Raw genomic sequence first — 19,275 nt, 5'->3', positions numbered from 1 at the left:
GGCAGACCCCTCGCCCGCACCCGTATCTCACCCTTCTCAGCACTCCGCCCCGCTGGATGAGATCCAGCGGGGCGGAATTAGCCAACAGCGTCCGGAGTCTCTCCGGGCGGGGGCGCCGTGTTCCCTCCCCGCGCGGCACGACGCGGGTGCGGGCCCGTCCTGCCGGGTCCGGTGACAGTGTGTAAGTCTCGTCTCACCTGCGCGAAAGCGCCCCCGTGCGCCTCTCCCCGGCAGCGGCACGGCCTTATTGTCTAGACGTCAACGCCCTCGGGGCCCGCGCGTTCCAAAGGAGCTCTCATGACCGCGCCCGTCGTCCACTCGCTGCGCGAACAGATCCGCGAGCACATCGTGGAGGGGATCGTGAGCGGGCGCTGGCAGCCGGGCGAGCGGATCGTCGAGCGGCGGATCGCGACCGAGCTGGAGGTCAGCCAGACGCCGGTCCGGGAGGCGCTGCGCGAGCTGGAGTCCCTGCGGCTGATCGAGTCGGCGCCCAACAAGGGCGTACGGGTGCGGAACCTGACCGCCGCCGACCTGGAGGAGAGCTACCCCGTCCGGGCCGGTCTGGAGGCCATCGCGGCGGAGCTGGCGGCCGAGCGGCTGGCCGAGGACTGCTCGGCACTGGAACCGCACGTCAACGCGCTGTACGAGGCGGACCGCAACGCGGACGGGACGGCCCAGGTGCGGCACACCGTGGGGTTCCACCGCGAGCTGGTGCGGGCCGCGGACAACTCCGTGCTCCTGCACACCTGGGAAGGCCTCGGCATCGAGGTGTTCACGGCGTTGTCGATCCGCTGGCTCGGCACCGTCCAGCAGTCGTACGCGGAGGAGCACGAGGCCCTCGTGGACGCCTTCCGCCGCCGGGACCCGCTGATCGCGGACCTGGTCAAGGCACATGTCCTGGGCTGCGCGCCGCGTCCCTGACGGATGTGCGTCTCTCCGCTCAGACGTGCTCCGACCTGCGGGAACCCTCGATTTTCGCGGCACCCCGTGCCTGCGCTGAAGGCACCGGGTGCCGACTTTGTCGATCCGAAGGGGTTTTCTCCGCCAACCCTTTGATCGATCATCGATCAGGGAGTTACAGTCACCGACGGGCTTCCACCGAGGCCCCACGCCCTGTCCTGCCAAAGACCTAGGGCACCCCCGAACCCCCTGCCGATGAGGGAACCCCCTTCGACTGAGGAAGGCGGCGTAATGACCGACCCCACCGCAATCCAGCCGAGCGAGCTCGACCAGCTCCCGGACCGCGACCCGGAGGAGACCGCCGAATGGCAGGCCTCCCTGGACGCCGTCACCGAGGCGGCCGGGCCGCACCGTGCCGCGTACCTGATGCGCCGCACGCTGGAGCGCGCCGAGGGCAACGGCCTCGCGCTGCCCAAGCTGCTCGAGACGGACTACGTCAACACCATCCCCACCTCCGCCGAGCCCGCCGTGGACGGCGACGAGGAGATGGAGCGCCGGATCACCGCGTGGAACCGCTGGAACGCGGCCGCGATGGTGACGCGCGGCGCGAAGCACGGCGTGGGCGGGCACATCGCCACCTTCGCCTCGGCCGCCTGGCTCTACGAGACGGGCTTCAACCACTTCTTCAGGGGCAAGGAGGGTGACGGGTCCGGTGACCAGCTCTACATCCAGGGCCACGCCTCCCCCGGCATCTACGCCCGCGCCTTCCTCGACGGCCGGCTGACCGAGCACCACCTGGACCGCTTCCGCCAGGAGTCGGCCGGCGACGGCCTGCCGTCCTACCCGCACCCGCGGCGCCTGCCCTGGCTGTGGGAGTTCCCCACCGTCTCCATGGGCCTCGGCCCGCTCTCCGCGATCTACCAGGCACGCTTCAACCGCTACCTGACCAACCGCGGCATCAAGGACGTCTCGCAGTCCCACGTGTGGGCGTTCCTCGGCGACGGCGAGATGGACGAGCCCGAGTCGACGGCGGCACTGGCACTGGCCAGCCGCGAGGGCCTGGACAACCTGACCTTCGTCATCAACTGCAACCTCCAGCGCCTCGACGGCCCCGTCCGCGCCAACTTCAAGATCGTGCAGGAGCTGGAGGCCCAGTTCCGCGGCGCCGGCTGGAACGTCGTGAAGTCGCTGTGGGGCAACGCCTGGGACGAGCTGTTCCGGCTCGACACCACGGGCGCCCTCGTCCGCCGCCTGCGCGAGGTACCCGACGCGCAGGTGCAGACGTACCAGACCCGCGACGCCGCCTACATCCGCCGGGACTTCTTCGGTGCCGACCCGGCCCTCGTCGCGATAGCCGAGCTGCTGTCCGACGACAGGATCCTCGAGTGCTTCCACCTCTCGCGCGGCGGTCACGAGTCGCGCAAGGTGTACGCCGCGTACCGGGCGGCCCTGTCCCACAAGGGCGCGCCGACGGTGATCCTGGCCCAGACGGTCAAGGGCCACACCCTCGGTCCCGGCTTCGCGTCGAAGAACGCGAACCACCAGATGAAGAAGCTGTCCACGGACGAGTTCAAGCAGATGCGCGACCTGCTCGAACTGCCCATCTCCGACAGCCAGTTCGTCGACGGTGTGGTGCCCTACGGCCACCCCGGCGCCGACGCCCCCGAGGTCCGCTACCTCCAGGAGCGCCGCGCGGCGCTCGGCGGTCCGGCCCCGGCCCGCCGCACGCACGCGCTCGCGCCGCTGCCGGCCCCCGCCGACAAGGCGTTCACGTCCTTCGACAAGGGCTCCGGCTCGCAGAACGTGGCGACGACCATGGCGTTCGTCCGCCTGGTCAAGGACCTCGTGCGCGACAAGGAGACCGGGAAGCGCTGGGTGCCGATCGTCCCCGACGAGGCACGCACCTTCGGCATGGAGTCCCTCTTCCCCTCGCTCGGCATCTACTCGCCGAAGGGGCAGACGTACGAGCCGGTCGACCGCGACCAGCTGATGTACTACAAGGAGGCCACGAACGGCCAGATCCTCAACGAGGGGATCACCGAGGCCGGCTCCATGGCGGACTTCATCGCCGCGTCGACCGCGTACTCCACGCACGGCGAAGCGATGATCCCCTTCTACATCTTCTACTCGATGTTCGGCTGGCAGCGCACGGCCGACCAGATGTGGCAGCTCGGCGACCAGCTCGGCCGCGGTTTCCTGGTCGGCGCCACCGCCGGCCGCACCACGCTCACCGGTGAGGGCCTCCAGCACGCGGACGGCCACTCCCCCGTCATCGCGGCGACCAACCCGGCGGCGCTGACGTACGACCCGGCGTTCGCGTACGAGGTCGCGGTGATCGTGAAGGACGGCCTGCGCCGGATGTACGGCGAGGCGGCCCCGGGCGAGGACCAGAACGTCTTCTACTACCTGACGGTCTACAACGAGCCGCTGCCGCAGCCCGCGAAGCCGTCCGGCCTCGGCATCGACGAGGGCATCGTCAAGGGCCTGTACCGCTTCAACACGGCCGAGTCGGCGGGCCTCGCGCCCGCCGCCGACGCCGCGCGCATCCAGCTTCTCGGCTCCGGTACGGCCATCCACTGGGCGCTGAAGGCCCAGCGGCTGCTCGCCGAGGACTGGGGCGTGGCCGCCGACGTGTGGTCCGCGACCTCCTGGACCGAACTGCGGCGCGACGCGCTGGAGGCCGACGCGGCCCTGCTGCGCGGCGAGGAGCGGGTGCCGTACGTCCGTCAGGCGCTGCACGGCGCCGAGGGCCCGGTACTGGCGGTCAGCGACTACATGCGCCAGGTCCCGGACCAGATCGCCCAGTGGGTCGAGCAGGACTACTCCTCGCTCGGCGCCGACGGCTTCGGCCTCTCCGACACCCGTGAGGCGGCCCGCCGCCACTTCGGTGTCGATGCCGAGTCGATCGTCGTCGCCGCCCTGGCCCAGCTCGCCCGCCGCGGCGAGGTCAAGGCCTCGGCGGTGAAGGAGGCGCGGGAGCGCTACGGCCTGTAACGGCCGTCGGCGGGACACCGTTCGGTGAAGGGGTACGGCCGCCGCCGTACCCCTTCGCTGTCGGTGCCGCCCGGCATCATGAGGTCATGCGTGCTGCCCGCCTGATCAAGATGGTGCTGCTGCTCCAGTCCCGGCCGTCGATGACCGCCGCGGAGCTGGCGCGGGAGCTGGAGGTGTCCGAGCGGACCGTCACCCGCGACGCGCAGGCACTGTCGGAGGCCGGCGTCCCGGTGTACGCGGACCGGGGGCGGACCGGCGGGTACCGGCTGGTCGGCGGGTACCGGACCCGGCTGACGGGGCTGGCGCGGACCGAGGCAGAAGCCCTGTTCCTGTCCGGGGTGCCTAGGGCACTGCGGGAGATGGGCCTCGACGACGCGGCCTCGGCGGCCCGCCTGAAGGTGTCCGCCGCGCTGCTGCCCTCGCTGCGGGACGCCTCGCGGACGGCGGGCCAGCGCTTCCATCTCGACGCGCCCGCCTGGTTCAGCGAGCCGGAGACCCCCCGGCTGCTGCCCGCCGTCGCGGACGCCGTGTGGGACGACCGCCGGATCGACGCGCGCTACCGGCGCGGCGAGGAGGAGGCGGAGCGGTCCCTGGAGCCGTACGGACTCGTCCTGAAGGCGGGCCTGTGGTACCTGTGCGCGCGGGAGGCGGAGTCGGGGTCCTTCCGGGTCTACCGCATCGACAGGTTCACCGCGGTCACCCCGGGCGAGGAGCGCTTCGTCCGCGACGACGGCTTCGATCTTCCCGGGTTCTGGGAGGAGCGGGCCGCCCAGTTCGCGCGGTCCATCCTGCGCGCGGAGGTCGTCGTACGGCTCTCGGCCCAGGGGGTGCGGCGGCTGCCGTACGTCCTCGATCCGGTGACCGCGAAGGAGGCGCTGGGCGCGGCCGGCGAGCCCGACCCGGACGGGTGGGTGAGCGTCTGTCTGCCGGTCGAGTCCGAGGAGGTCGCGCACACGCAGCTCATGACGCTGGGGCCGGAGGCGGAGGTGCTGGCCCCCGCCGGGCTGCGGGCGCGGTTCTCGGCGGACGCGCGGCGGCTCGCGGCGCTCTACGGCTGACCGGCCGTCACGGGGCGCGGGCCCGCCGGTCCTACCGCGGGCATGTGCACGCATAACAATCTGCGGCACTCCGCGTGCGTCCCTCCCGTCCAGGGCCGATGCTTGACCCGTGATGGACGAGACGGAGTTCTGGGAGCTGGTGGACGCCACCCGCGAGGCCGCCGAGGGTGACCCCGAGGAGCAGGCCGACCTGCTGGTCGAGCGGCTCCTGCGGCTGGATCCGGAATCGGTCCTGGACTTCGCCCGGCACTTCGAGTCCCGCTACAACCGCGCCTACCGCTGGGACCTGTGGGGCGCCGCCTGGATGCTGCTCGACGGCGCGAGCGACGACGCCTTCGACTTCTTCCGGTGCTGGCTCATCGGTCAGGGCCGCGAGGTCTTCGAGGGCGCGGTGCACGACCCGGACTCGCTCGCCGACCTCCTGGAGGACTTCGACGAGGAGGTCGACGGGGACGGCGAGGAGCTGGGGTACGCGGCGGACGAGGCGTACGAGCAGCTCACCGGCGTCGTGGCTCCCGACCTCGGGATCCCGCCGGCGCCCGCCGAGCCCGAGGGCACGCCGATCGACTTCGAGAACGACGGCCTGCTCGCCGAGCGGTACCCCCGGCTGTGGGAGCGGTTCAAGGACTGAGAACCCCGCGGCGGGTACGAGACGGCCGTCAGCGGGCGGCCGGGAGCAGCGGGGGTCCGGTCCGGTGCCCTTCGGGCGCCGCGTGCAGGGGTGGTGCCGCGTTCGCGCGGTCCAGGGCGGACGCCGTGGCCGCCGCCGGTCCGATCACGACCGTCACCACCGCGCACGCCACCGTCCACGGGCTGCGCAGGACGCCGCTCCACCGGCCGGTTCCCCGCGGGCCACTGCTGCTCATCTTCCCCACCTCCGGTCGGCTGCCTGTCGATACGCAGAGGCTAGGGAGCGGGGCTCTGAGGAGTCCCTGGACCGCCTGTGGGGCCGCTGTGGGCTTTCAGCGCCCCTGGAGCCGGGCCGCCAGCTCGCGCATGGCCGGCAGCCGGGCGGTCAGCGCCGCCCCCGGGCAACTGGTCATGAAGCCCGCGTTGTGGCCGGCCAGCGCGGGCAGGGACGCGGTGGTGCCCGCCCGGTAGCGGCTGAGGTCGTTGCTGGACCGGAGCCGGACCCTGGTGCGCGGGTCGATGTCGCCGAGGCCGAGCTTCCACGCGGCGAGCGCGGCGATCGCGTCGGTCATCGCCCGCGGTACCGGCGTACCCGCCATGAAGGTGCCGATGGCCGCGATGCCCACGGTGCGGTGGTTGAAGCCCTGGGTGTGGGCGCCGGTGACGGGCCGGTCGACGCCGCCGGCCCGGCCCTCGTAGATCGTGCCGCAGCGGTCGACGAGGAAGTTGTAGCCGATGTCGTCCCACTGACGGGCGCCGGTCTGGCCCGCGTACAGGTAGCGGATGATGCGGGGCGTGTCCGCGCAGTCGTACCCGTTCGGCGAGTCGGTGTGGTGCACGAAGACCGCGGCGACGCGGTCGTCGTAGCGCGGGGGTGGCTGGCCGGGCGCGCGGGCGTCGATCCAGCGCGAGCGCGGCACGACGGGCGGGCGCGGGGCCTTGTGCTCCACGGCGGGCCGCGCGGCGACGGGCCGGTCGGCGCCGGTCCCCCCGCCGCCCAGGCCCACCGTGCACAGCACCAGCGCCAGCACGACGCAGATCCCCGGCAGAAAGAGCAGGGCCACGCGCACCGGGACGGGCAGCCGTGACGTGCCGAAACGACGCGGGGGTTCCGGCGGCGGGTTGTCCGGAGGGGCGGGTTCTCGCGCGGGGGCGTTGTTCCGGGGTGCGGGTCCCGGGGCGGGGGCGTTGTTCCGGGGTGCGGGTCCCGGGGCGGGGGCGTTGTTCCGGGGTGCGGGTCCCGGGGCGGGGGTGCCGGTTCGGGGTGGACCACCGAAGGGTCCTTCGCCGTCCGGCGGATACGTGCCTGGCGAGGCCGGCAGGCCTTCGGGCGGGGGCGCGCTGCCCGAGGCGGACGTGCTGTCCAGGGCGGGCGCACCGTCCAGGTCGGACGCGCTGTCCGGGGTGGGCGCGCTGTCCGGGATGGGCGCGGGCGCACCGTCCCGGGCCGGCATGCCGGTGTGGGTCGGGGCCGGCGGGCGTGCGCCGGCCCCGGACGGGGGGCGTGTGCCCGCCGGTGTCCTGTCCGGAGGCGGCGTGGGAGCGCCGCCGGGGGTGGTGTCCCCAGACGTCCTGGGGGTGTCGCCCCGGGCACCGTCCCGAGACGGTATGGGGGCACCGCCCGGGGGGCCGTCCCGGGGTGGGGTGGGAGCTGCGGCCCCGTTGTCGGCGGGGTGTGGCGGGCCGGGGCGCGTCCCCGGTGGGGGCCCGGATGTGGGCGGGCGGGAGCGCGGCGGAGGACTTTCGGCGCGGGGGAGGCGCAGGCGGCGTACCGCGGCCCGCAGGCGCGCCGCTCGTGGCTCCCGCGCCTCGGCGGTCCACGCGTGCCGCGCGGTCCGTCGCCGCGCGGCGCCGGGTATTCGTGTCCCCCGCGCTCCGGGGAAGACACGCATGTGTCCCACCCTCGCCCAGGTCCGGACCATCCGCGACGTGTGCTGTGCCACCCGGTGGAACCATCGTCCCGGTCCGGGGCGTTTTTACAGGTCCACGCACGTGTGCCGTTTCCGGGCCGTACGCGCGCGTGCCTGATCACTGGGCCCGCCCCGCACGTACTGAGGGGCCCGAGAGAAAGGCGGCTCCGTGGACCTGCTCGACTTGCTGCTGTTGCTGGTGATCCTCGCCTACGCGGCGTCCGGCTACCGGCGCGGCCTCGTCGCCGGCTGTGTCTCGCTGGCCGGTTTCGTGGGCGGCGCCGTCATCGGGGTGTGGCTTCTGCCGTGGGTGATGGGCCTGGCCACGCCGGGGACCCCGGCGGCCACGGTGACGGCCGTGCTGACGGTGCTGATGCCCGCCGTGACCGGCCACGAGCTGGCGGGACGGCTGGCGCTGAAGCTGCGCCGCGAGCTGGAGGGCGGCCCGCTGCGGGTGGCCGACGGGGTCGGCGGAGCCGCCGCGAACACGCTCGCGGTGCTCCTGGTGGCGTGGGTCGCCGCGAGCGTCCTCGGCGCTTCCTCGTCCACCGTGGTCACCCAGTCGATACGCGGCTCCGCGCTGCTGGGGGCCGTGCAGGACGCGATGCCGCAGGCCACGCCCGCCTGGTTCTCGCGGGCGACCTCGGCGCTGACGGAGGCGGGCTTCCCGCAGGTCTTCAACCCGTTCGAGAACGAGCCCGCGGCCGGTGTCGCCAAGCCCTCCGGGGACAGCGTCACGGCGAGCGCGGCGAACGCGGCCAAGCGCAGCACGGTGAAGATCGAGGGCGCCTCGGGCGACCAGGGCCGCGAGGGCAGCGGGTTCGTGTACGCCTCGCAGCACGTGATGACCAACGCCCACGTGGTGGCGGGCATCGACCGGCCGACCGTCCGGGTGGGCGGCGTGGGCCGCGCGTACGAGGCGAGGGTGGTGCTCTTCGACCCGGAGAAGGACGTCGCCGTCCTGTACGTGCCGGGGCTGCGCGCGCCCGTCCTGCGCTTCGACGACAGCGCGCGGCGGGGCGACTCGGCGGTCGTCGCCGGCTATCCGCAGGACGGCGGCCTGAACCTCCAGGCGGCGACGGTCGCGAGCCGCATCGACGCGACGGGCCGGAACATCTACAACACGGACACGGTGACCCGCGAGATCTACTCCATCCGCTCCACCGTCCGCCCCGGCAACTCGGGCGGCCCGCTGCTCACCACGGACGGGAAGGTCTTCGGTGTCGTCTTCGCCCGCTCGACCTCGGACAGCGAGACGGGGTACGTGCTGACGGTGGACGAGATCGCGGGCGACGCCGGGCGCGCCGCGAGGGCCACGGCACCGGTGGACACGGGCGGCCTGGTCACCTCGTAGCCGGCTCGCGCGAGGCCGCCGCCAAAGAGCCCGGGGCCCGCCGGCCGTGCGCGCGCCCGTGGTTCAGAGTTGACGTCCCATCATGACGTCGTCCACGTAGGCGCCCTCGATCAGGAACTCCCCGGGCAGGGCGCCCTCCACCGCGAACCCCTCCGACTCGTACAGCTTCCGGGCGGGGGTGTTGTGGCCGAGGACGCGGAGCGTGATGCGCCGGGCCCCCTGGCGCCGGGCCTCGTCCCCGGCGGCCCGCAGCAGGGCCCGGCCCACTCCGGCTCCGCGCGCCTCCTCGGCGACGACGAGTCCCTGGATCTGCCGGACATGGGCGTTGCAGGCGAGGGGGGTCGGGAATCCCAGCCGGAGGTAGCCGACGACCTGGCCGGCGAGCTCGGCGACCAGATGGTCGCGCGGCCCGGACCGCTCGCTGTAGAAGGGCTCGTACGGCGGCCGGGGACGCGGCTGGACGGCGTGCACCGGGGACCAGGTGAGGCGGTCGAGCAGGCCGAGTGCCTCCTCGTCGTCAGGAGTGGCGTGACGTATGTGCGGTACCGGCATGCCGGTCACTGTACGACGCGGACGCGGCGGTCCGGCCGGTGTTTTCCCGGGGCACCCGGCAGGATGGAGCCATGAACTCACCGCTTGCCCCCGGCTCCCGCATCGCGATCGCCGGTGCGTCCGGCCTGATCGGCTCGGCACTGGCGCGCTCCCTGGCAGCGGACGGCCACGAGGTGGTGCGGATGGTGCGCCGGGCTCCCCGGACGAAGGACGAGGTGCGGTGGGATCCCAGGGCCCGGCGGGTCGACACGGCCGGGCTCGCCGGGTGCGCCGCGGTGGTCAACCTCGCGGGCGCGGGGATCGCCTCGCGGCGCTGGACGGAGGACTACCGGCGGGAGATCCGCGACAGCCGCGTGCTCGGCACGGCCGCGCTCGCCGAGGCGGTGGCCTCCCTGGACACCCCGCCGCGCGTCCTCGTCAACGGCAGTGCGATCGGTATCTACGGCGACACCGGCGACCGGGCGGTGGACGAGAGCGCGCCGCCGGGTGACGGTTTCCTGCCGTCCGTGTGCGTGGAGTGGGAGGGGGCGGCGGCAGCGGCGCGGGAGGCGGGTGTCCGTACCGTGTTCGCCCGTACCGGGCTGGTGGTGGCCCGGGAGGGCGGGGCCTGGGGGAAGCTGTTTCCGCTCTTCAAGGCCGGGCTCGGGGGGCGGATGGGGGACGGGCGCCAGTACTGGAGCTACATCTCCCTGCACGACGAGGTGGCCGCGCTGCGGCATCTCATCGACACGGAGTCGCTGTCCGGGCCGGTCAATCTGACGGCGCCCGAGCCGCTCACCAACGCCGAGGTGACGGCGGCGATGGGGCGGGTGCTGCGGCGGCCCACGGTGTTCGCGGTGCCGGCATCGGTGTTGCGGGCCGCGCTCGGGGGGATGGCCGGTGACGTGCTGGGCAGTCAGCGGGTCCGGCCGGCCCGGCTGCTCGACTCCGGTTTCGTCTTCGCGTTCCCGTCGATCGACGCGGCCCTGCGGTCCGCTCTGCGCTGAACGAGCCGTCTCCGCGCCCCATCGCGTCCCGGCCCGGGAGCGCCGGGGCTGATCCGCCACCCCGGGGGGGTGCGGGAGTGCTCCCCCGTGCGACCGTGCGAGGGCTCCGTGCGCCCTTGCCTTGCGGGGCGGTCGACCTAACCTCGACCGAAACCCGGGTATTCCGGGCCCCTGTCGGGGGCATGACGTCCCCACAGCCGCGCGACCTCCAGGAGGAGCACGTGCTAGAGCCGGCACGCGAAGCGCACATCTCGCAGGACGTGGACGTCGTGATCGTGGGGGCCGGGGTCGCGGGACTCGCGGCGGCCCACCACCTCACCAGGGCGGGCCTCACCACCGCCGTTCTGGAGGCCGCCCCACGCGTGGGGGGCCGCATGTCGACGGAGAAGGTGGACGGGTTCCGGCTCGACAGACTGGGCCGGCTGCTGTCCACCTCGTATCCCGAACTGCGCCGCACCCCGGGCCTGGACGCGCTGGCCCTGCGGTCGTTCTCGCCGGGCGTCCTGCTCCACAGCGACGGCCGGCACCACCGGGCGTACGCCCCCCTCCACCCCCGGAGCGCGAGAGGCGCACTCACCGCGGTACGCGCCCTGGCGAGCGCCCCCCGGCTGCCGGGAACGGCAGTCCGTCCGGGCGGTCACTCCGGCCCGTCGGCGCGCCCGGCGGGCCCGCTGGGCCGGCCCCTCGACCAGGCCCGTCTGGGGGCCGCGCTGGCGCGGCTGGCCGCCACCCCGCCGGGCGGCATCCTGAGCCGACCGGAACTCCCCGCCGCGCAGGCGCTGTCGGCGCGCGGCTTCCCGGCCCGCACCGTCGACGGCTTCCTCCGGCCCTTGCTGGCCGCCCTGTTGTGCGATCCGGACCTCACGACCTCCAGCCGCTGCGCGGACCTCGCGCTGCACTCCTTCGCCACGGGGCGGCTGTGCGTCCCCGAGGGCGGTTGCGACACCCTGCCCGAACTCCTCGCGGCGGCCCTGCCCCCCGGCACCGTCCGTACCGGCGTGCACGTCACCGCGGTCTCCACCACGTCGGTGACCACCCGGGACCACGGCGAACTCCCCTGCCGTTCCCTGGTGCTGGCGACCGGCGCCCGCGCCGCGGCCGCCCTCCTGCCCGGGCTGCGGGTCCCCGCCTTCCATCCCGTCACCGTCGTCCACCACACGGCCGACGAGCCGCCGCTCCGCGATCCGGCGCTGCTCCTGGACGCCGACCGGAGCGGTCCGGTGACACACACCGCGGTGATCAGCCAGGTCGACCCCACCCGGGCACCGGCGGGCCGCGCCCTCGTCTCCTCGACGGTGCTGGGCACCCCGCCGGCCGCCGCCGGCCTGGACGCGGCGGTCCGCGCCCAACTGGCCCGCCTCTACGGGACGTCGACCCTCCGCTGGGAACTCCTCGCGGTCCACCACGACCCCGAGGCGGTCCCCGCGATGCCTCCGCCGCACGACCTGTGCCGCCCGGTGCGCCTGCTGGCGGGCCTGTACGTGTGCGGCGACCACCGCGGCACCAGCACCGTCCAGGGCGCGCTGCACTCGGGCCGCCGGGCCGCCCGGGCCCTGCTGAAGGACCTGGGCGTCCGTCCGGCTCCCGCCGACAGACCCCTGGAGACGGCCGCGTGAACGCGGCTCACCCGAGGGCGGACACCCGGTCCCGGTAGCCCCGCACGGGAGCGGCGTCCCGGTAGGGCTCGAGACGGCGTTCGAACTCGCGCACGTACTCCACCGCCCGCGCCGAACGCATCTCCGCCGCCTGGCCCGCGGCCTCGGCGCCCAGCTGACAGGCCTGGTCGAGCTCGCCGAGCGCCAGCCGTGCGGTGGCCAGCACCACGCGGCAGAACAGCCGGCTGCGCGCGTAGCCGGGCGCCCGCAGCCTGAGCGAGCGCTCCGCGTGCTGGGCCGCGGCCCGGTACTGCTGGAGATCCCGGTGGCAGTGCCCGAACTCGTCGGCGAGCTGCGCCTCGTCGAAGAACCGGGCCCAGTGCGGGACCTCGTCGGCGGGCCGGGCCGCCTCCAGGGCCCGCTCGGCCCGTACGAGGGAGGCCGTGCAGGCGCGCACCTCCCCCAGCACGCCGTGTCCGCGCGCCTCGACGGAGTGCAGCATCGCCTGCATCACGGGCGGGGCGGAGGAGCCGACGCCCTGCTGCGCCACCCGCGCCAGCTGGACGGCCTCGCGCCCGTGCCCCAGGTAGACCGCCTGCCGGCTCATCGTCACCAGCACGTACGACCCGTAGGCCCGGTCGCCCGCCGCCTGGGCGAGGCGCAGCGCCTGGACGAAGTACCGCTGGGCGAGCCCGTGCGCGGCGATGTCGTACGAGGTCCAGCCGGCGAGGCGGGTGAGGTCGGCGGCGGCCGCGAAGAGGCGGCGGCCGGTCTGCTCGCCGTAGGTGCCGCGGAGCATCGGTTCGGCCTCGTGCTCCAGGTAGCGCACGAGGGCCTGGCGGGCGTGGCCGCCGCCGTACGCGTGATCGAGCGACCGGAACAACTCGCCGACCGAGCGCAGCGCGGCGATGTCGCCGCCGGTGACCCGCAGGCCGGGTCCGCGCTCGGACTGGGCGCGCTGGCGGGGCACCGCGGGGCGGCCCTGCGCGGGGACCCGCAGGGCGGCCGGCTCACCGCGGCCGACACGTTCGTCGGCGCGGCCGATGAGCCAGTCCCGGCTCGGGACGACCAGTCCCGCCGGGGTGAAGGCGATCTTGCGGAGCTCGGCGTGGCTGCCGGAGTCCTTGCGCCACAGGCCGCTGACGATGTCGACGGCCTCCTCGGGGCTCGCGGCGAACTCCAGGCCGGCGTACACCGGGGCGCACGCGTCCAGCCCCAGGCCCTGGGCGGTGAGCCGGCGGCCGAGGCGACGGGTGAAGACCTCGGCGATGAGTGCCGGTGTGGTGCCCCGGGGCTGCTGTCCGCGCAGCCAGCGGGTCACGGATGTCTTGTCGTATCTGAGATCGAGGCCGTGTTCGAGGCCGAGCTGGTCCACCCGGCGGGCGAGACCTGCGTTGGAGAACCCCGCTTCTGCGATGAGCGCGGCGAGCTGTCGGTTGGGAGTGCGCTGCGCGGGTCGTTCCGTCATGGTGCGGTGCGGTCTCCTGCCTTCCGGGCGCCAAGTGCCCGGATTGCCTGTGAGCAGCCCTTATGGCCTCGTGAACGGCGCGAATGTAGCGGTCCGTAAACACCCGGTCGCACATTTCCACGTTCATTCATCCGATCGTGTGAGGATTGTCCGCGGGGCTGACGTCCGTCGGCCGGACGTACAGTGGCGTAGGCGTGCTTCGTGCCTTACGGGCCCCGCCCCGCCGGTCGTGCGGGCGGATCCCGGGGGCCGGTCCCCGGCACGCCGCCAGTCCGTGCCTGTGGGAGCTTCTAGAAAGGCGCTTGCCGTGAGTGAACTGCGGTTCGTCCGGATGGGTTTCGGTGCGGAGGCCGTCGAGTACCAGGCGGCCTGGGACGAGCAGCGCCGCGTGCACGCCGCCCGCTTCCTGGACGAGGTCCCCGACACCTGTCTGCTCCTGGAGCACCCGCCCGTGTACACGGCCGGGCGGCGCACGGCGGACAACGAGCGCCCCCTCGACGGCACGCCGGTCGTCGACGTGGACCGCGGCGGCAAGATCACCTGGCACGGTCCGGGCCAGCTCGTGGGCTACCCCATCCAGAAGCTCCCGCGCCCGGTGGACGTGGTGGCGCACCTGCGCCGGCTCGAGGAGGCGATGATCCGCGTGTGCGCGGAGTTCGGCGTCGGGACCAGCCGGGTCGAGGGCCGCGCGGGCGTCTGGGTCCTCGGCGACCCGGTGGAGCAGCGCCCCTCGCCCGGCGGCCTCTCCCTCGACCTCGACCCGCGGCTGACGGACGACGAGTTCGACCCCCGCCTCGACGGCCCGGAGTACGCGCCCTCCAACGCCGGCCAGCGGCGCGAGGACCGCAAGATCTGCGCCGTGGGCATCCGGGTCGCCAAGGGTGTCACGATGCACGGCTTCGCCCTGAACGTGAACCCGGACACCTCGTCCTTCGACAGGATCATCCCGTGCGGCATCCGCGACGCGGGCGTGACCTCGCTCGCGTACGAACTGGGCCGCGACCTCACCATCGCCGACGTCCTGCCGGTGGCCGAGAGGCATCTGCGGGACGTCCTCCAGGACGCGGAGCTCAGGCCGCGCGAGGTGGAGCGGACCTCGGCGTAGCCGCCCGCCCCGGGAATGCACCCCCGGACCCGAAGGTTGCCCAGACGCAGGGCCGAAAACAGCACGGGCGTACCCTGGTGTACGCCGACGAATCGAAGTTGTAGGGAGCCGGACGTGTCCGCAGTCGCACCCGACGGACGCAAGATGCTGCGCCTGGAGGTCCGGAACAGCCAGACCCCCATCGAGCGCAAGCCCGAGTGGATCAAGACCCGGGCGAAAATGGGTCCCGAGTACAACGCGCTGCAGAAGCTCGTGAAGAGCGAGGGCCTGCACACGGTCTGCCAGGAGGCGGGCTGTCCCAACATCTACGAGTGCTGGGAAGACCGCGAGGCCACCTTCCTCATCGGCGGCGACCAGTGCACCCGGCGCTGCGACTTCTGCCAGATCGACACCGGAAAGCCCGAGGCGCTGGACCGCGACGAGCCGCGCCGCGTCGGCGAGTCCGTCGTCACGATGGACCTGAACTACGCGACCATCACCGGCGTCGCCCGCGACGACCTGGCGGACGGCGGCGCCTGGCTGTACGCGGAGACGGTCCGCCAGATCCACGCCCAGACCGCGGGGCGCGAGGCCGGCCGCACCAAGGTCGAGCTGCTCGCCCCCGACTTCAACGCCGAGCCGGACCAGCTCGCCGAGGTCTTCTCCTCGCGCCCCGAGGTCTTCGCGCACAACGTGGAGACGGTCCCCCGCATCTTCAAGCGCATCCGCCCCGGCTTCCGCTACGAGCGCTCGCTGAAGGTCATCACCGAGGCCCGCGACTACGGCCTGGTCACCAAGTCGAACCTGATCCTCGGCATGGGCGAGACCCGTGAGGAGGTCAGCGAGGCCCTCCGGCAGCTGCACGAGGCCGGCTGCGAGCTGATCACCATCACGCAGTACCTGCGCCCGTCGGTGCGGCACCACCCGGTGGAGCGCTGGGTCAAGCCCCACGAGTTCGTCGAGCTGAAGGACGAGGCGGAGCAGATCGGCTTCTCCGGCGTCATGTCGGGCCCGCTGGTCCGCTCCTCGTACCGCGCCGGCCGGCTCTACCAGATGGCCGTCGAGAAGCGCGGCGCGTACATCGCCTCGCAGGCGGTCTGATCGGCGTACGGGCAGGGGCGGTGGCACGGGGTGCCGTCTGTGCGTGTGAGTCCCGGCACAGCCACCCACCGCCCGGCAGCGGCCGGTTCGACGCGGTTCCGACGGTCCTCGCAGCTTGGGGGCTCTCGTCGGGCCGCGTCGGCGTTCCACCCCTCCGCTTCCAGGCTTCATGGGCGTTTGACCGGCCGGTCACGCACTGGTAACACCATTCAGTGACCCTGGTCTCGTACCACGTACAGCCTCCGCCCGAGCCGCCATCCCGAGGGGGGACCTCCACCATGCAGGCCGCGCCCGTACGCGCCACCGCGATTCCCACGTTCACCGATGCACTGCGTGCCGTCGAGTCGCTGCTCATGAGCGGCGGCCAGCGCACCGCGCGCCGCAACGCCTGGACCTCCGTGCAGGAGGACCGCCGCCGCGCCAAGGACCGGGTCGAGGCGCAGCGCGTCCTCGAAGAGGCCGTGGGGCCCCGCCTGTCGTAGCGGCGGCACCGCCGTCGTCGGCGCTCCCCGGGCCACGTAGACTCGTGGGCATGGCGAGGAAGGAAACCGCAGCGGACGCTGCGAACCCCGGGCGACTCAAGCAGATCGCCCTGACCTACAAGATGACCCGCAAGGCCGACTCCAAGATCGGTCTTGTACTCGCGGCTGTCGGAATCGTCACCCTCGGTGTCTTCCTCGCGATCGGCTTCTTGATCGGACACCCGGTCTATCTCGGCATTTTCGGTCTCCTGATCGCCTTCCTCGCGTCGGCGATCGTCTTCGGACGCCGGGCCGAGCGTGCCGCCTTCGGGCAGATGGAAGGACAGCCGGGCGCCGCGGCGGCCGTGCTGGACAACATCGGCCGGGGCTGGACGACGACCCCGGCCGTGGCGATGAACCGCAGCCAGGACGTGGTGCACCGGGCCGTCGGCAAGGCGGGCATCGTGCTGGTGGCCGAGGGCAACCCCAACCGGGTGAAGAGCCTGCTGGCCGCCGAGAAGCGGAAGATGGCGCGGATCGTCTCGGACGTTCCGGTGCACGACGTGCTCGTGGGCAACGGCGAGGGCCAGGTGGAACTCAAGCGGCTCCGCACGACCATGCTGAAGCTGCCGCGCGTGCTCACCGGCCCGCAGGTCACGACGACCAACGACCGGCTGCGCGCGATGGGCGACCTGATGAGCAACATGCCGCTGCCCAAGGGGCCGATGCCCAAGGGCATGCGGATGCCGCGCGGCGGAAAGACCCGCTGACCCCTCCCACGTCGAAGGGGGCGCCCGGATCACTCCGGGCGCCCCCTTCTCTGCGTTTCCCTCCCCGCCTCGAGCACGCGCTGTCGCGCCGCACCCGGGCGGTCCCTCAGCTGCGCACCTCGACCGTGCGGGCGAGGCGGTCGTGCAGGCCCCGGCCGTCGCGGTCCCAGATCAGCGCGGGGACGGCCACGCACAGCAGCGCCGTCCGCAGCAGGGCGCGCAGCGGGTTCGGCCGGCCGCCGCCCTCGGGGACGACGCGCAGCCCGAAGAGGCGCTTGCCCGGGGTGAAGCCGACGGTGCCGACGGTCAGGACGCCCAGCACGAAGAAGACGAGCAGCGCCCAGTTCCCCGTCGCCTGGTCGTAGCCGTGGGTGAGCAGCCCGTATGCGATCAGCAGGCACAGGGCCCAGTCGACGGCGAGGGCGCCGAGCCGGCGGCCCGGGCGGGCGATCGAGCCCGGCCCCTCCTCCGGCAGACCGAGCTGCTCACCCCGGTATCCGAAGTCGGCGCCGGCTTCCTCCGCGGCCGCGCGGGGGCCGGAGAGCCACGATCCCATTGCTTGCCTGTTGTCCACCCGTCCACGGTACTGCGACCGGGTATGTGCCCGGCCGGTCGGGGTATGCGTAGGCTGCTGTGGAACCCGGGCCGGTTAACTTCCACGAAACAAATGGGTCACGCTTGGGAAATCCCCCGTCCCTAAGGTCGGGTCCAGCGTGTGCCACCGCACTGGCCGCACAAACGAACTACCACCCCGGTCCCAGTGGGCGGGAGTAGGAGGAGCTGGATGTTCCAGAACGCCGACGAGGCCAAGAAGTACATCGCGGACGAGGACGTCAAGTTCGTAGACGTCCGCTTCTGCGACCTGCCGGGCGTGATGCAGCACTTCACGATCCCGGCCAAGGCCTTCGACCCGGCCGAGGAGCTCGCCTTCGACGGCTCCTCGATCCGCGGCTTCCAGGCCATCCACGAGTCCGACATGGCGCTCCGCGCCGACCTGAGCACCGCGCGCGTCGACCCCTTCCGCCGCGACAAGACGGTCAACATCAACTTCTTCATCCACGACCCGATCACGGGCGAGCAGTACTCCCGTGACCCGCGCAACGTGGCGAAGAAGGCCGAGGCCTACCTCGCCTCCACGGGCATCGCCGACACGGCCTACTTCGGCCCCGAGGCCGAGTTCTACGTCTTCGACAGCGTGCGCTTCAAGACCGCGGAGAACGAGTCCTTCTACCACATCGACTCCGAGGCGGGCGCCTGGAACACCGGTGCGGTCGAGGACAACCGCGGTTACAAGGTCCGCTACAAGGGCGGCTACTTCCCGACCCCGCCGGTCGACCACTTCGCCGACCTGCGCGCCGAGATCTCCCTCGAGCTGGAGGCCTCGGGCCTCCAGGTCGAGCGTCAGCACCACGAGGTGGGCACCGCCGGCCAGGCCGAGATCAACTACAAGTTCAACACGCTGCTCGCCGCGGCCGACGACCTCCAGCTCTTCAAGTACATCGTGAAGAACGTCGCCTGGCGCAACGGCAAGACCGCGACCTTCATGCCGAAGCCGATCTTCGGCGACAACGGCTCGGGCATGCACGTCCACCAGTCGCTGTGGGCGGGCGGCGACCCGCTGTTCTACGACGAGGCCGGTTACGCGGGCCTGTCGGACACCGCCCGCTTCTACATCGGCGGCATCCTCAAGCACGCCCCGTCGCTGCTCGCCTTCACCAACCCGACGGTGAACTCGTACCACCGTCTGGTCCCGGGCTTCGAGGCGCCGGTCAACATGGTGTACTCGCAGCGCAACCGCTCCGCCGCGATGCGTATCCCGATCACGGGCTCGAACCCGAAGGCCAAGCGCGTCGAGTTCCGCGCCCCGGACTCCTCCGGCAACCCGTACCTCGCCTTCTCGGCGCTGCTGCTCGCCGGCCTCGACGGCATCAAGAACAAGATCGAGCCGGCCGAGCCGATCGACAAGGACCTCTACGAGCTGGCTCCCGAGGAGCACGCGAACGTGGCGCAGGTCCCGACCTCGCTCCCGGCCGTCCTCGACGCCCTCGAGCGCGACCACGAGTTCCTCCTCCAGGGCGACGTCTTCACGCCGGACCTGATCGAGACGTGGATCGACTACAAGCGCACGAACGAGATCGCGCCGCTCCAGCTGCGTCCGCACCCGCACGAGTTCGAGCTGTACTTCGACGTGTAAACCGTCGCGGCTCCCGGCCGGAGCCCCCGTCACCGCCCCAGGGCGGTGACGGGGGCTCCGTCGTGATGCGGCCCGCCGGGAGGACCTTCGGTGCGGCCCGCCGGGGGCGGGGAGGGGGCGTCCGGGCTAGGGCCTGTCGTTTGGATCAGGCTGGCTGTGACCGACGGTTCGTCCTGACCGACCCGAGCGGGGTCTGGCGCGTACAGCTGCAAGGCGGA

The 19,275-nt window shown here is 73.0% G+C and carries 17 protein-coding genes; 12 read left to right on the top strand and 5 right to left on the bottom strand.

Annotated elements, in window-relative coordinates; translation table 11 throughout:
- Positions 1 to 297 precede the first annotated feature (297 nt).
- The 4 genes from AC069T_RS37540 to AC069T_RS37525 all read left to right on the top strand — a co-directional run bounded on the left by AC069T_RS37540 (position 298) and on the right by AC069T_RS37525 (position 5,583).
- The gene (locus AC069T_RS37540) at positions 298 to 921 is read left to right on the top strand and encodes a GntR family transcriptional regulator (RefSeq protein WP_478787009.1); all 624 of its coding nucleotides are present in this window, start codon (positions 298 to 300) and stop codon (positions 919 to 921) included.
- A 270-nt stretch (positions 922 to 1,191) separates the two neighbouring features.
- Positions 1,192 to 3,894 carry a pyruvate dehydrogenase (acetyl-transferring), homodimeric type gene (aceE, locus tag AC069T_RS37535; RefSeq protein WP_478787008.1) on the top strand — a complete coding sequence of 901 codons (2,703 nt, stop codon included), beginning with the start codon at positions 1,192 to 1,194 and terminating at the stop codon, positions 3,892 to 3,894.
- Positions 3,895 to 3,980: 86 nt separating this feature from the next.
- Positions 3,981 to 4,952: a helix-turn-helix transcriptional regulator gene (locus AC069T_RS37530; protein WP_478787007.1), complete on the top strand. Its 972-nt coding sequence runs from the start codon at positions 3,981 to 3,983 to the stop codon at positions 4,950 to 4,952.
- A 112-nt stretch (positions 4,953 to 5,064) separates the two neighbouring features.
- A complete protein-coding gene (locus AC069T_RS37525) occupies positions 5,065 to 5,583 on the top strand; it encodes a DUF4240 domain-containing protein (protein WP_388783800.1) in 519 nt (172 codons plus the stop codon).
- Positions 5,584 to 5,611: 28 nt separating this feature from the next.
- Here the strand turns inward: AC069T_RS37525 and AC069T_RS37520 are convergent, their stop codons facing one another.
- Positions 5,612 to 5,818 (bottom strand): hypothetical protein, encoded by a 207-nt coding sequence (locus AC069T_RS37520; protein WP_478787006.1) that lies wholly within the window; start codon positions 5,816 to 5,818, stop codon positions 5,612 to 5,614.
- A 96-nt stretch (positions 5,819 to 5,914) separates the two neighbouring features.
- Complete coding sequence (locus AC069T_RS37515) at positions 5,915 to 6,646, bottom strand: peptidoglycan recognition protein family protein (protein ID WP_478787005.1); 732 nt, start codon at positions 6,644 to 6,646, stop codon at positions 5,915 to 5,917.
- A gap of 1,015 nt (positions 6,647 to 7,661) precedes the next feature.
- Between AC069T_RS37515 and AC069T_RS37510 the strand changes: the two genes are divergently transcribed.
- Positions 7,662 to 8,846 (top strand): MarP family serine protease, encoded by a 1,185-nt coding sequence (locus AC069T_RS37510; protein WP_478787004.1) that lies wholly within the window; start codon positions 7,662 to 7,664, stop codon positions 8,844 to 8,846.
- A 63-nt stretch (positions 8,847 to 8,909) separates the two neighbouring features.
- On the opposite strand, the gene AC069T_RS37505 is transcribed toward AC069T_RS37510, so the two are convergent.
- A complete protein-coding gene (locus AC069T_RS37505; protein ID WP_478787003.1) occupies positions 8,910 to 9,398 on the bottom strand; it encodes an N-acetyltransferase family protein in 489 nt (162 codons plus the stop codon).
- A gap of 71 nt (positions 9,399 to 9,469) precedes the next feature.
- On the opposite strand from AC069T_RS37505, the gene AC069T_RS37500 reads away from it, so the two are divergent.
- Together AC069T_RS37500 and AC069T_RS37495 are read left to right on the top strand one after the other, a co-directional pair.
- The gene (locus tag AC069T_RS37500; protein ID WP_478787002.1) at positions 9,470 to 10,384 is read left to right on the top strand and encodes a TIGR01777 family oxidoreductase; all 915 of its coding nucleotides are present in this window, start codon (positions 9,470 to 9,472) and stop codon (positions 10,382 to 10,384) included.
- A 182-nt stretch (positions 10,385 to 10,566) separates the two neighbouring features.
- On the top strand, positions 10,567 to 12,000 hold the full coding sequence (locus AC069T_RS37495; RefSeq protein WP_478787001.1) for an NAD(P)/FAD-dependent oxidoreductase: 1,434 nt from the start codon (positions 10,567 to 10,569) through the stop codon (positions 11,998 to 12,000).
- Positions 12,001 to 12,007: 7 nt separating this feature from the next.
- Here the strand turns inward: AC069T_RS37495 and AC069T_RS37490 are convergent, their stop codons facing one another.
- Positions 12,008 to 13,447, bottom strand: a complete 1,440-nt coding sequence (locus AC069T_RS37490) for a regulator (protein ID WP_478787000.1) — start codon at positions 13,445 to 13,447, stop codon at positions 12,008 to 12,010.
- 307 nt (positions 13,448 to 13,754) lie between these two features.
- On the opposite strand from AC069T_RS37490, the gene lipB reads away from it, so the two are divergent.
- From lipB to AC069T_RS37470, 4 genes are all read left to right on the top strand, one after another.
- Positions 13,755 to 14,552: a lipoyl(octanoyl) transferase LipB gene (gene lipB / locus AC069T_RS37485; RefSeq protein WP_478786999.1), complete on the top strand. Its 798-nt coding sequence runs from the start codon at positions 13,755 to 13,757 to the stop codon at positions 14,550 to 14,552.
- A gap of 114 nt (positions 14,553 to 14,666) precedes the next feature.
- The gene (gene lipA / locus AC069T_RS37480) at positions 14,667 to 15,632 is read left to right on the top strand and encodes a lipoyl synthase (protein ID WP_478786998.1); all 966 of its coding nucleotides are present in this window, start codon (positions 14,667 to 14,669) and stop codon (positions 15,630 to 15,632) included.
- Positions 15,633 to 15,910: 278 nt separating this feature from the next.
- Entirely contained in the window at positions 15,911 to 16,114 is a 204-nt protein-coding gene (locus AC069T_RS37475; protein WP_478786997.1) for an SCO2195 family GlnR-regulated protein, read from the top strand.
- Positions 16,115 to 16,164: 50 nt separating this feature from the next.
- Positions 16,165 to 16,863 (top strand): DUF4191 domain-containing protein, encoded by a 699-nt coding sequence (locus AC069T_RS37470; protein ID WP_478786996.1) that lies wholly within the window; start codon positions 16,165 to 16,167, stop codon positions 16,861 to 16,863.
- Positions 16,864 to 16,969: 106 nt separating this feature from the next.
- Here AC069T_RS37470 and AC069T_RS37465 read toward each other — a convergent pair whose 3' ends face one another.
- On the bottom strand, positions 16,970 to 17,437 hold the full coding sequence (locus tag AC069T_RS37465; protein WP_388782781.1) for an RDD family protein: 468 nt from the start codon (positions 17,435 to 17,437) through the stop codon (positions 16,970 to 16,972).
- A 210-nt stretch (positions 17,438 to 17,647) separates the two neighbouring features.
- Between AC069T_RS37465 and glnA the strand changes: the two genes are divergently transcribed.
- A complete protein-coding gene (glnA, locus tag AC069T_RS37460) occupies positions 17,648 to 19,057 on the top strand; it encodes a type I glutamate--ammonia ligase (protein WP_478786995.1) in 1,410 nt (469 codons plus the stop codon).
- The last annotated feature ends 218 nt before the right edge of the window (positions 19,058 to 19,275 follow it).

This window comes from Streptomyces sp. NPDC043867 (genome assembly GCF_056435845.1).
The sequence above is the reverse complement of the archived record's forward strand: the minus strand, read 5'-3'. Positions and strand labels throughout refer to the sequence as shown.